The organism is Actinoalloteichus spitiensis RMV-1378 (genome assembly GCF_000239155.1).
Taxonomy (GTDB): Bacteria; Actinomycetota; Actinomycetes; order Mycobacteriales; family Pseudonocardiaceae; genus Actinoalloteichus_B; species Actinoalloteichus_B spitiensis.
The window spans coordinates 1-11,639 of sequence record NZ_AGVX02000161.1 but is presented as its reverse complement, the minus strand read 5'-3'; the positions used below and the strand labels follow the sequence as shown (position 1 = coordinate 11,639).

Sequence of the window (11,639 nt, the reverse complement as noted above, 5' to 3'; positions counted from 1 at the left end):
GTGCCGTCCGGAACGGCGCACGCGGCCCCGCCCCCGCCCTCCGCCGGGTCGGCGGCCCGCCCGTCCACCCCGGCCGCCGTGGTCAGGGCGCGGGCCAGCACCTCCACCGGCTGCGCCCCCGACACCCCGTACCTGCCGTCGAGCACGAAGAACGGCACGCCGCTCACCCCGAGCCGGCGAGCCAGCTCGAGGTCGGCGCGCACCGCGTCGGCGTGCGCGTCCCCGTCGTCGAGCACGCGGCCGGCCTCGGCCTCGTCCACCCCGGCCTCGGTGACCAGTCGCACCAGGGAGTCCCGGTCGAACAGGGACCGCTGCTCGCAGAAGTGCGCGCGGAACAACCGCTCGACCACCTGGGGACCGACCCCCTGTTCGGTGGCGGACTGGACGAGGCGGTGGGCGTCGAAGGTGTTGCCGTACCGCAGCCCGTCCATCCGGAACCGCAGCCCGTCCTCGGCCGCCCTGCGCTCCATCTCCGTCCCCATCCGGGCCGCCTCCTCCGGGGAGGTGCCGAACTTCGCGGCCAGCACCTCGGCCTGGTCGCGGGTCTCACCCCGCGGGAAACCGGGGTCGAGCTGGAAGGAGCGGTACACCACCTCGACGCGGTCGCGGAGACCGGCGGCGTCGAGGGCCCGTTCGAACCGCCGCTTGCCCAGGTAGCACCAGGGGCAGACCAGATCGGACCAGATGTCGACCCGCACCAGCGGCTCCTTCCGCACGCCATGACCGCGCGGAACGACACCGCGCGGGCGTCCGCCACGGTAGTCGACCCGTTCCGGCCGCAGGAGGCGGCGGGGCCCGGGCTCCCCTCCGGCCCGGCTCAGGGGGCGGTGCGGTAGTGGTAGGCGGCGAGCTCGGTGAACCCGGCGCGGGTGTACAGCCCGGTCGCGGCGGTGTCGTCCTCGTCCACCTGGAGGTAGAGCTGGTCGGCTCCGCGTCGCCCGGCCCACTCCGCCAGCGCCCGCAGCACCAGCCCGGCGGCGCCCCGGCCCCGGGCGTGCCGCAGGGTCGCCATGCCGAACACCCCCGCCCACCCCGCGTCGACGACCACCCGGCCCACGCTCACCACCTCCCCGGCCACGACCACGGAGGCGTACCCGCCGGGCCGGTCCAGCCGGTCGAGCATCCGACGTTCGGCCTCCCGGTCGAGGCCCGCACCGTGCACCGCGAACCAGGTGTCGAACCAGGCCGGGTCGGCGTGGTCCCGCACCGACACCGGGAGGTGGGCGTCGCCCGCCCCGCTGAGCACCCGCGTGACCGGGGCGGTCCGCAACGACATCGGGCTGTCCCGGCGGTAGCCCCGCCCGGCCAGCAGCGCGTCCAACCGGCGGGGCGCGGCCGGGCTGATCTGGAAGCGGGCGGTCCCGCCGCGCCCGGCGTAGCAGCGTTCCGTCCGCGCCACGCGGTCCGCCAGCTGCCCCGCCGCCAACTCCTGGTGCGGCAGCACGGCCGCCGACCACCACGCGCAGCCGGGGGAGTGCCGCAACCACCAGCCACCGAGGCGGACCACGTGTTCGGCGGGCAGTGCCCGCGCGGTGCGCTCCTGGAGCGCGGCGACCAGGGCGGCCGTGCTGGTCGCGGACGTGGTCGACATCCTCCGCCTCCCTTCCGGTGGGTGAGCCGCGGGTCGGGGGCAGTGTGGCACGGGTACCGCGATCGGCCCCGCCCTCGCGCGGAACGCGCGAACGGCCCTCCTCAGCGCGGCCCGGGGACCCCGTGCACGGCGGCGTACTCCTCGGCCAGCCAGGGGCCGAGGTCGTCGAGCAGCATCCCGAGGACGTCCCCGTCCGCGGTCGGAGCCAGCGCGGCCTCGGCGGCGGCCCGCATCCGCTCACCGCGGTCGGGGTAGTACCGCGCGAACAGGTCCGCCGACCGGGTGAGGTCGCTGGTCCACCCGCCCCACCGGGGCATGACCAGCGTGAACCCGGTGCGGACGACTCGCCGGGCGACGCCGCGCACGAGGGAACGCCGCTCGGCGTCCGTGGTGGCGGCGGCGTGCCTCTCCCGCCACCGGGGCAGCAGGGAACCGAGGTTCCCGTTCGTCTCCCGCGCCAGGACCGAGTCCGGGCGGTAGCGGGGCAGCCGTTCGGCGAGGTCCTCCCCGAGCAGCGGGGTGCACAGGCAGGCGACGAAGAACCCGCCGTCGTACCGCTCCCCGTCGCTGAGCAGGGACGCCGCGCTGGACAGCAGGATGCCGGCGCCGTCGATCTGCGGGAAGGCCTCGTCCAGCGCGGACTCGATGCTCCTGACCCGGGCCCGGTCGGTGTCCGTCGGCTCCCCGCGCAGGACCACCAGGACGTCGAGGTCGGACCTGCCGGGAACGGCGGTGCCCCGGGGAATGCTGCCGTAGAGGTAGGCGCCGTGCACCCGGGCGGCGTCGAAGGCCGCCACCAGGCGGGCCCGGGTCGCCTCGACCACGGGCGCGAACTCCGCGCCGACCCGGTCGAGAGCCCCCTCCCGGGAGATCGTTCCCGCGCCGTCCAGCCCGTGTTCGTCCATCCGCGCAGGATGCCCCACCCGGGAGGGCACTTCCACCGGGTTTTCCAGGACCACCGGTGGGAACGGCACGACCTCGTCGGCCGCCGCCCGCGCGGGGTGACCCGTCCGGAGCGGGAGCCCCCACCCCGTGGCCGTCCGCGAGGTCCGGGCCGGGGCGGCTGGCCGGCCGGCGCGTGTCCCGCCGGGTGGCCGACCCGTCAGGACGGGAGGTCGGCCAGCGACCGCCGGTACCGCGCGAAGCGGATGTTCCCCTCCCGCAGGTGGTCGTCCGGTGTCGACCCGACACCGGACGACCGCGACAGCGCACCCTCCACCAGCCGCGTGTACCGGTCCCACCACCAGACGGCCGAGGCCAACAGGACCACCGGTTCCCACACCCCGGCTCGTGCCCGGACCGCCTCCACCACCTCGCGCGACGACCGGGACGCGTAGCCCCGCCAGAACGCCGACCGCGCCGCCGGGGCGACCGAGGACTCGCCGAACAGGTAGGCCACGTCCTCGGCGGGATCCCCGACGCGGACGTCCTCCCAGTCCACGAGGGACGGGTCGTCGTCCGACCAGACGAGGTTGCCCGCGCTCAGGTCACCGTGCACCACCCCGGGCCGCCCGGCCCGGTCAGCTTCGACCGCCCGCTCCAGCACCAGCGACCTCACCCGGGCGAACGTGTCGCCACCGGAGACCAGCTCACGGGGACCAGCCCCGGGAGCGCGGCCCGCCGAGGCCAGCTTCGCCTCCACCGAGTCGGCCCACGTCCTCGCGGCGTACTCGGCGAACGTCGGTTCCGGAGCCACCGCGCGCAGCACCTCGGGATCCGTGGCGTGCACGTCGGCCACCACCCGGCCCAGGGCGGTGGCCCGGGTCTCCGACAGGGCGGCCAGCCGGGTGGGGCGGCCCGGGAGCAGGTCCACGCACAGGGCCGGGGCGCCGAACCACCGCCCGTCGAGGTCGCGGGCGTGCAGCCGGGGTGCGTTCGGGACGCGCCCCGACGCCAGGACGGCCGCCTCCCGGGCGGCCTTCACCCGTTCCCGCTCGCCGGCCCTGCTCGCCACCCGCACGACGACCGGGCCCGGCCCCGACGACCAGTCGACCCGCACCAGCAGGTGCCGCTCCCCACCGGGGAGCCGACGAGCGGTTCCCGTCGAGGGCGGGACCGCCAGGGCGTGCGCCGCGAAGGCGACGGCGCGGCTCGTCACCTCGCCGTCGTGGTCGACCCGGGAGGAGGGCGTCATCCCTCCTGCCTACCGGACCCGGCCGGGCGGTGCCGTGCCGTCCTCCTCCGCCGGCGGGCAGTCGCTCGCGGGTCGTCCCACGGTCGCGCGACACGCCGGGCAGGGCACCGCGTGTCCACGGCGGACTCACGGGGCCGGTGATAACCGGTAGACGGAGACGTGGGACCGGGACTCGGCGGTGAACTCGGCTCCGGACCAGTCGGCCCACCGCTTCTCCAGGTCGAACCCGGCCAGCTGCCCCATCAGGTCGAGCTCGGACGGCCAGACGTAGCGGTGCGGGCTGCGCGCCAGCCGCGCCTGCCTGCCCTCGCCGAACGTGAAGTGGTGGGACACCAGGTGCTGGCGCACGGTGTCGTAGGTGTCCAGGCCGACGTACCCGGGCTCGGCGTGGTAGACCAGCGCCTCCTGCCCCGGGGGCAGCCGGCGCAGCTCGGGTACCTCCAGCTCGATCACGAACCGGCCGCCGGGCACCAGGTGGCGGGCGGCGTTGCGGAAGCAGGCCACCTGCTCGGCCTGGGTGAGCAGGTTCGAGATCGTGTTGTAGACGAGGTAGACCAGCGAGTACTGGCCCGGTGCGGTGGCCGTGGCCATGTCCCCGATGACGACGGGGACGGCCCGTTCGTCCACCTTGGTCCGCAGCCGCTCGACCATGGGGCGGGACAGGTCGATCCCGGTGACCCGGATTCCCCGCTCGGCCAGCGGCACGGCGACCCGACCGGTGCCGATCGCGAACTCCAGTGCCGCTCCGTCACCGGCCAGCGCGGCCAGGCGGTCGACGGTCGGTTCCAGGACCTCGCTGGCGAACCTGCCCTGTCCCGGCGTGTCGTAGCGGCGGGCCGCCTCCGCGTCCCAGATGTCCTCCTGGCGCCTGGGTGTGACGATTCCCGGCGACCGCCCGCGCTGTCCACCGATTTCGGGTGCGACGGCGACCAGGTCCGCACCCGAGCCACCACCGGAGCACGGCGCGTCTCGGGGTCACGAGGGCCGCCCGGCCCACCACCCGTGCGGCTCGTCCCGGGGCGGACGACCGGGGCCGGTGACGCCACGAGGTCACTCGCGTGGTGCGTCGAGCGGTCCTCCCGCGCCCCACCGCGCACCCCGACGGCCCCCGGCGGGAAGGTGGGGCTGGAGCCGCTCGTCCACCCCCACGCGGGTGGGCGTGGCCTCCCTGTCCCGGCGCCCTGCGAGGCCCGGCGGCCGCGGTCGGCGGGGACGAGCGGGGGTGCTCACACCGTCCCGAGCATCCGCGCGACGGCTCGCCGTGCATGGCGGGCCGCCGCCGGGTCACCGCTGACACCGGCCGTCACGATGGCGCCCTCGGCGAGCAGGACGACGGGTTCGACCACCGGCGCCCCGGTGGCGCGCACCCACTCGGCGATCTGGTCGTGGAACGCCTGCTTGTGGGAACGGACCTCGGCCAGCACCCGCTCCGAGGACGAGCCGAGCTCGCCGTGCGCGTTGATCCAGGCGCATCCCCGGAAGCCGGGTTCCGCGAACCACCGCTCCAGCCAGTCGAACAGCGCCAGGACCCGGTCGCGGGGCTCGGGAACCCGCTCCACGTGGTCGACCAGCTCGCCCCGCCACCGCTGGTCGCGGCGGCGCAACACCGCCACCACGAGGTCCTCCTTGGCGCTGAACAACCGGTAGATCCGCTTGAGCGGCAGACCGGAGGCGGCACGGACCTGGTCCATCCCCACCGCGCGGATGCCGCGCTCGTAGAAGAGCCGCTCCGCCGCGTCGAGGAGCACCGCACGGTCGAGGCGGTTCCGTTCCTCCGACGTCGGGGCTGGCACGGGGACTCCTTGACGTTGAGAACGGTGGTTCTCTAGTGTAGATCACCGGTGGAGAACGATCGTTCTCTCATGGGAGTGAGGAGCAGGGGATGCCGGAGGACCGCCCGCCCTACCCGCCGTTCACCCAGGAAACAGCGCTGCGGAAGGTCCAGGCGGCGGAGGACGCGTGGAACACCCGCGACCCCCGGCGCGTGGCGACCGCCTACACCCCGGACTCGGTCTGGCGGAACCGCGACACCGTCCTCCGGGGCAGGGCGGAGATCATCGACTTCCTGACCGGCAAGTGGGAGCGTGAACTGGACTACGCGCTGCGCAAGTCCCTGTGGACGTGGCAGGGGAACCGGATCGCGGTCCGCTTCCAGTACGAGTGCCGCGACCGGACGGGGCAGTGGTGGCGCTGTTACGGCAACGAGCTGTGGGAGTTCGACGAACGCGGCCTGATGTCGCGCCGGGAGGCGAGCATCAACGACGTCGCGATCAGCGAAGCCCAACGACGCATCCACGGTCCCCGCCCCCCGGAGGAACACGGAACCGAGATCCCGCTGTGGTGACCGGGGCACGCGCGACGCCGGTCAGCCGACGGCAGGGGCGACGCGGTCCGGTCGGCGGGTAGCCGTGGGCGGCACGTCCGCCACCGACCCCGTGACCGGGCACCCGCGGACTCACTCCATGCCGTCGGACGCCGCGCCGCCGCCGGCCACCTCCGAGAGACGGGCGGACAGCGCGCGCAGCCGCTCCCGCAGCACCTCCGAGCCCGTCATCGTCACCGGCACCCCGAGCGCCACGACCGCCAGCACCTCCCGCACCAGGGCGTCCACCGTGTCCGAACCCAGCGTCACCACACACCCGCCGTCCTCGGTGTCCCGCACCCGGCCCGGCAACGGGTCGGTCAACACCCGGGACACCCGGGCGGCCGAGGCGGCCACGCGCAGCACCACCTGGTGCGGGAACGGCGTCGCCACCAGGACCTGCCGCAGGTAGTCGGCCGGATCACCACCAGGGACCTCCCTGGGCCGGAAGCGCCGACCGGTCGGGGCGACCTCGCTGATCCGGTCGACGCGGAAGGTCCGCCACCCGTCGCGGCGCAGGTCGTGGGCGACCAGGTACCACAACTGGTGGCCGGTCACCAGGTGGTGCGGTTCCACCCGGCGCTCGGTCACCACCCCGTCCCGCCGGCGGTAGGAGCAGGTCACCACCTCGTTGTCGCGGCAGGCGACGGCGAGCACCGACAGCACCTCCGGGCGCACCTGGTTCGGCGCCGGCCGCACGAGCGGAACCGTGGTCCGCGACAGGGCCGCGGCCCGGTGCCGCAGCCGCGCCGGCAACACCTGCTCCACCTTCGCCAACGCCCGCACCGAGGTGTCCTCGATCCCGGTGACCGTGCCGCCGGCCGCGGTGAGCAGCGCGGTGGCCACCGCCACCGCCTCCTCGTCGTCCAGCAGCAGCGGCGGAAGATCCCGCCCGGCGACCATCCGGTACCCGCCGGCCGTGCCGGTCGTTCCCCGCACCGGATAGCCCAGCGCCCGCAGCCGCTCGACGTCGCGGCGGACCGTCCGGTCGGTCACCTCCAGCCGCCGGGCCAACTCGGCCCCCGACCACTCGCGCCGGCTCTGCAACAGCGACAGGAGGGTCAGCAGCCGCCCCGGCAGGCTCGCGTTCACTCTTTCAGGATGTCATCGCCTTGCGGACACGTCCGGTCCGCAAGGCGTTCTAGCGTCGAACGCATGACCACGTCGACCTCCGCGCTCGCCCCCGCCATCGCCACCCTGCGCGCCGAGGTGGCCGGCCGGGTCCTCCTGCCCGAGGACCCGGAGTTCGCCGCCACCACCACCGGTTTCCAGACCTACGGCCCCCACCGACCCGACATCGCCGTCGTCGCCGCCACCACCGCCGACGTCCGGGCCGCCGTGCGCGTCGCCGCCGACCACGACCTGCCCGTCGGCGTCCTGAACTCCGGGCACGGTGTTCCTCCCCGCTACACCGGGGGACTGCTCGTGGTGACCCGCGAACTCGCCGGGGTCCGCGTCGACCCGGGCCGACGCGCGGCGTGGATCGAGGCCGGCGCGTCCTGGTCCGCCGTGATCGAGGCGGCCGGCGCCCACGGCCTCGCTCCCCTCTCGGGCAGCACCCCCCACGTCGGCGCTGTCGGCTACACCCTCGGCGGCGGCCTGGGACTGCTCGCCCGCCGGTTCGGCTATGCCGCCGACCACGTGCGCGCGATCGAACTCGTCACGGCCGACGGGACGAGCCGCGCGGTGACCGCCCAGTCCCACCCGGACCTGTTCTGGGCGCTGCGCGGCGGCGGCGGGAACTTCGGGGTGGTCACCGGCATGGAGATCGACCTGGTCCCCGTCGCCACCCTCTACGGCGGGGGGCTCTTCTACGACACGCCACTGGTCGCCGCGGCGTTGCGCGCCTGGCGGGACTGGACGGCGACGGCACGAGAGGAGATCACCACCTCGGTGGCCCTCGTCCCCTTCCCCGACGTCGACGGCGTACCCGACGCCCTGCGGGGCCGCCACGTCCTGCACGTGCGGATCGCGGCGGCACTCGACGCGGCGGCCGGTGACGAGGCCATCGCGCCCCTGCGGGCGGTGGGTCCCCGGCTGCTCGACGCCGTCGGTGAACTCCCCTACACTGACTCGGCCACCATCTGCTCCGACCCGACCGAGCCCATGGGCTACCAGACGGCGAACCTGTTCCTCGACGAGCTCCCCGACCATGCCCTGAACGCGGTCCTGGACCGCGTCGGCCCCGACTCCCCGTCTCCGCAGGTCCTGGAGATCCGCCACCTGGGCGGAGCACTCCGACGCCCACCCGCCGAACCGAACTGCGTCAGCCACCGGGACGCCGAGTTCCTCCTCGGGCTCACCCGCCGCACGCCCCCGGACGCCACCCCCGAACAGGCGGCCGCGCTCCGCGCCCCGCACGCCGAGGTGCGCGCCGCGCTACGGCCGTGGTCGACCGGAGGCGGTTACGTCAACTTCCTGGACGGGGACGGAGCGGACACCGAGCGGGTCCGCGCCGCCTACACGCCGGCCAACTACCGGCGGCTGGTCGACACGAAGGCGCGGTGGGACCCGAGGAACCTGTTCCGGCACAACCGCAACATCCCCCCGACCTCCCCCACCTCCCCGAACTGAGCCAGGAACCGGACGACCCCGCTCAACGCGCGGAGCAGTACGTGTGCGGGCAGGCCCGGCCGGGTGTCCCCCGGTCGGGCCGCTGATGTCGGGCCGTGCTGAAGTCACCACCGAGAAGGGTGGATCTCAGTAGCCTGAAGCGGTGACTGACCGTTCACGCGGAGGGCCTCGAGCGTGGTCTCTCCTGACGTTGGGTGAGGACCGCTTCTTCCAGGGCAACGAGGGCTATGAGGACATCGTCGACGAGGTCTACCGGTACGACACCACGGTGGCCAACTACCGGGCGGTGCAGGAGGGGGACACCGTCGTCCTGCGCGACAAGACCCGGGCGCTGGGGATCGCCCGCATCGAGCGGATCGAGGTGACCCCCGGTGCGACGAAGACCCGCAACCTCTGTCCGCGCTGCCGGACCACGAACTACGTGACCCGAAAGGTGCAACGGCCGCGTTTCCACTGCCGCCGCCCGTGCAACCACTCCTTCGACGAACCGGAACAGATCCAGATTCCTGTCACCCAGTTCGCGGCCCACTACCCCAACACCTGGGTGAGCCTCGACGGGGGACTGTCCAGGACGGACCTGGAGGACCTGGCCCTGAACCGGTCACAACAGCAGTCGATGCGCGAGCTGGACCGGAACGCGCTCACCGCGCACCTCGACCGGTTGTCGGTAACGCTGCCAGCGGCGAAAACGAGCAGCGCGGAGGGTCGAACCCGAACCCGAACCCGAAGCCGAAGCCGCAGCATCAGCGGCGGGACCCGCCAACGGTCGGTGCAGGAACGCATCAACCAGGGTCCGTTCCGATCGGCGTTGCTGGAAAGGTTCGGCCTGGTGTGCGCGGTCACCGGCCCGTGCCCTGCCGAAGTCCTCCAGGCCGCCCACCTCCGCGACTTCGCCACCCACCAGACGCACGTCGTGGACGAGGGGTTGCTGCTGCGGTCGGACATCCACCAGCTGTTCGACGCCGGCCTGCTCTGGATCGACCCCGACGACCTCACCGTCCGGCTGTCCCCACGCGTCGCCGAGCACCCGCAGTACTGCCAGTACGACTACCAGGTCATCACGGTGGCGGCCCTCGCAACTGACACGACGAGGGCCGCCCTGCGCGACAGGTTGGCGCCTGGCCCCGAGCACGTCGAGCCCTCGTGACCCACATCTGCGGCCCGGGCTCGATCAGCGCTGCAGCAGCCGTGACCTGACAGAGGTGGGGGCCGGAACCCGACGGTCAGCCCCGGGACCAGTGCTGGTGGGTGCCGGTGCCGCAGCTCCACTGGTGGACGGTGGCGTTGTTCGCGGTCGACTCGTCGGCGACGTCCAGGCACAATCCGCTGTGCCGGGCCACGTAGCGGACGTGGCCCGCCCCGGCGTCCTCCGGACGCCACTGCTGGTGGGGCTCCCCGGTGCAGGCCCGTTGCGTCACGGCGCCGCCGGCGCTGGTCGCGCCGCCCTCCACGGTCAGGCACCGTCCGCTGTGCCAGGCGACGAGTTCGACGTGCCCACCACCAACATCCCGGGACAACCACCGCTGGTTGTCACCCCCGGTGCACTCCCACTGGATCACCCGGTGCCCCTCGGCGGTGGACTCGTCCGCCACGTCCAGGCACTTGGAGCTGTGCCTGGCCACCACCGGGCGCGCCTGACCCCCGTCCAGGCCGCTGATCCGTCCGGTGGCGGTGTCGATCTCCAGCTCGGGGGACCAGTCCATGGTGAGGGAGGTCGGGGTGGGGAACTCCAGGGGCAGCCACACGTACTCGGAGTCGTTCGGGGTGCCGCCCTGCGCCGGGCCCCACCGGTCACCCATGTAGAGGTAGCTGGTGGTCTCGCTGCCCTCCACAGGGAGCACGAAGGCCGTCTGCGAGCCGAAGGCCGTCGAGTTCCCCAGGTTCGTCGGCTCGGTCCACGGGCACTCCACGCACTCGGCGGTGGCGTACTTCTGCTGGTTGGGGTTCCACCCGGTGGCACCGGAGGTGACGAGGAAGTACACGCCGTCGCGCTCGAACATCGCCGGGGCCTCCCGGTGGCCGCCGGGCCACAGCACGTGGACGAGTTCCTCCACCTGCATGTAGTCGGGGGTCAGCCGGTACACGTGCAGGTCGTAGTTCTCCCGGGCGGAGGAGATCATGTACCCGGTGCCGTCCTCGTCAACGAAGGCCGTGATGTCCCGGGACATGTGCTCGTCGAAGGGCCGGAAGCTGCCCCGCCACTCGTAGTCGCCGTCGACGGTGTCCGACACGGCTACGGCGGCACGTGCCTCCCCGTAGTCCCGGCCGTTCTCCTTGTGCATCCACATGACGAACTGCCCCGTGGACTCGTTGTAGATCACCTTGGGGCGCTCGATGTTCGCGACGGTGAGTTCCGGGTCGCTGTCCTGGGTCAGCACGTGGTTGCGGAACTCCCAGTTCCGCAGGTCGGTCGACCGGTACGCCGAGACGTGCCGGAAGGTGAAGTCGGGGTTCCGGTTCTCCCCGAACCAGTAGTAGTACTCGCCGACCTTGAGCACGCCGCCGCCGTGGGCGTGCAGCGGGTTCCCGTCGGTGTCGGTGAACTGCGTTCCGTTGGGGACCCGCACGGGTTCGGCCGACGCGGTACCGGTGAGGACGCCGGTCATCAGCAGGGCCAGGGTGCCGACCATCGCGGCCAGCACGGCGCCCGGGCGTCGTCGTGTCCATCGTGTCCGGGACATGCGCACTCCCTTGTTCGCTGTCGACGGATGTGAGCACGCGATCTCGGGATGCGGCGAGCAGCGGCGACCGTGGGGAACGGCGAGCGGACGACGGCCGGACTCGCGGACCGGGGACGTGCGTCGAGCCACCACCGGCAGGCGGTGGAACCCGGACCGGGAGCGGACGCGCACCGGTAGCTCCTTCCGAGGGGAGGTCAGCCGGGCCGATCGCGTGATCTGGATCACCGTAACCGTTGGCGTGCGAGGGCTTCAATTCCCGGCGCATCGAAGTCGGGAGCGGTGGTTGTCGAAAGGACA

General features: G+C 73.6%; 11 protein-coding genes. 3 read left to right on the top strand and 8 right to left on the bottom strand.

All coding sequences use genetic code 11. The features are described 5' to 3' along the window. From ACTIDRAF_RS27855 to ACTIDRAF_RS0208515, 6 genes are all read right to left on the bottom strand, one after another. Positions 1-698, bottom strand: a 698-nt coding sequence (locus ACTIDRAF_RS27855; protein WP_016698320.1) for a DsbA family oxidoreductase, incomplete at its 3' end; no start/stop codon positions are given. Between the two features lie 119 nt (positions 699-817). Beyond that, a complete protein-coding gene (locus tag ACTIDRAF_RS0208535) occupies positions 818-1,591 on the bottom strand; it encodes a GNAT family N-acetyltransferase (protein WP_016698319.1) in 774 nt (257 codons plus the stop codon). Between the two features lie 101 nt (positions 1,592-1,692). Then, positions 1,693-2,496, bottom strand: coding sequence for a nucleotidyltransferase domain-containing protein (locus ACTIDRAF_RS0208530; protein WP_016698318.1), 804 nt, complete (start codon positions 2,494-2,496; stop codon positions 1,693-1,695). A 197-nt stretch (positions 2,497-2,693) separates the two neighbouring features. Further along, positions 2,694-3,725, bottom strand: coding sequence for a phosphotransferase family protein (locus tag ACTIDRAF_RS0208525; RefSeq protein WP_016698317.1), 1,032 nt, complete (start codon positions 3,723-3,725; stop codon positions 2,694-2,696). A gap of 126 nt (positions 3,726-3,851) precedes the next feature. Next, positions 3,852-4,580 carry a class I SAM-dependent methyltransferase gene (locus ACTIDRAF_RS0208520; protein WP_245533476.1) on the bottom strand — a complete coding sequence of 243 codons (729 nt, stop codon included), beginning with the start codon at positions 4,578-4,580 and terminating at the stop codon, positions 3,852-3,854. A gap of 371 nt (positions 4,581-4,951) precedes the next feature. Further along, positions 4,952-5,518, bottom strand: a complete 567-nt coding sequence (locus ACTIDRAF_RS0208515; RefSeq protein WP_016698315.1) for a TetR/AcrR family transcriptional regulator — start codon at positions 5,516-5,518, stop codon at positions 4,952-4,954. Positions 5,519-5,607: 89 nt separating this feature from the next. Here ACTIDRAF_RS0208515 and ACTIDRAF_RS0208510 point away from each other — a divergent pair, with 89 nt between their 5' ends. Then, a complete protein-coding gene (locus ACTIDRAF_RS0208510) occupies positions 5,608-6,069 on the top strand; it encodes a nuclear transport factor 2 family protein (protein ID WP_016698313.1) in 462 nt (153 codons plus the stop codon). A gap of 111 nt (positions 6,070-6,180) precedes the next feature. Here ACTIDRAF_RS0208510 and ACTIDRAF_RS0208505 read toward each other — a convergent pair whose 3' ends face one another. Continuing rightward, positions 6,181-7,179 (bottom strand): helix-turn-helix transcriptional regulator, encoded by a 999-nt coding sequence (locus ACTIDRAF_RS0208505; protein WP_016698312.1) that lies wholly within the window; start codon positions 7,177-7,179, stop codon positions 6,181-6,183. 63 nt (positions 7,180-7,242) lie between these two features. Between ACTIDRAF_RS0208505 and ACTIDRAF_RS0208500 the strand changes: the two genes are divergently transcribed. Together ACTIDRAF_RS0208500 and ACTIDRAF_RS27850 are read left to right on the top strand one after the other, a co-directional pair. Next, on the top strand, positions 7,243-8,661 hold the full coding sequence (locus ACTIDRAF_RS0208500) for an FAD-binding oxidoreductase (RefSeq protein ID WP_016698311.1): 1,419 nt from the start codon (positions 7,243-7,245) through the stop codon (positions 8,659-8,661). Positions 8,662-8,803: 142 nt separating this feature from the next. Then, a complete protein-coding gene (locus ACTIDRAF_RS27850) occupies positions 8,804-9,808 on the top strand; it encodes an HNH endonuclease signature motif containing protein (protein ID WP_157162924.1) in 1,005 nt (334 codons plus the stop codon). Positions 9,809-9,884: 76 nt separating this feature from the next. Here the strand turns inward: ACTIDRAF_RS27850 and ACTIDRAF_RS0208490 are convergent, their stop codons facing one another. Continuing rightward, a complete protein-coding gene (locus ACTIDRAF_RS0208490) occupies positions 9,885-11,342 on the bottom strand; it encodes an RICIN domain-containing protein (RefSeq protein ID WP_052168756.1) in 1,458 nt (485 codons plus the stop codon). Positions 11,343-11,639 lie beyond the last annotated feature (297 nt).

Excerpts from the sequence above, each read along its gene's own strand:
- ACTIDRAF_RS0208490 (WP_052168756.1), bottom strand. The coding sequence starts at position 11,342 with ATGTCCCGGACACGATGGACACGACGACGCCCGGGCGCCGTGCTGGCC.
- ACTIDRAF_RS0208525 (WP_016698317.1), bottom strand. The coding sequence starts at position 3,725 with ATGACGCCCTCCTCCCGGGTCGACCACGACGGCGAGGTGACGAGCCGC.
- ACTIDRAF_RS0208530 (WP_016698318.1), bottom strand. The coding sequence starts at position 2,496 with ATGGACGAACACGGGCTGGACGGCGCGGGAACGATCTCCCGGGAGGGG.
- ACTIDRAF_RS0208510 (WP_016698313.1), top strand. The coding sequence starts at position 5,608 with ATGCCGGAGGACCGCCCGCCCTACCCGCCGTTCACCCAGGAAACAGCG.
- ACTIDRAF_RS0208500 (WP_016698311.1), top strand. The coding sequence starts at position 7,243 with ATGACCACGTCGACCTCCGCGCTCGCCCCCGCCATCGCCACCCTGCGC.
- ACTIDRAF_RS0208535 (WP_016698319.1), bottom strand. The coding sequence starts at position 1,591 with ATGTCGACCACGTCCGCGACCAGCACGGCCGCCCTGGTCGCCGCGCTC.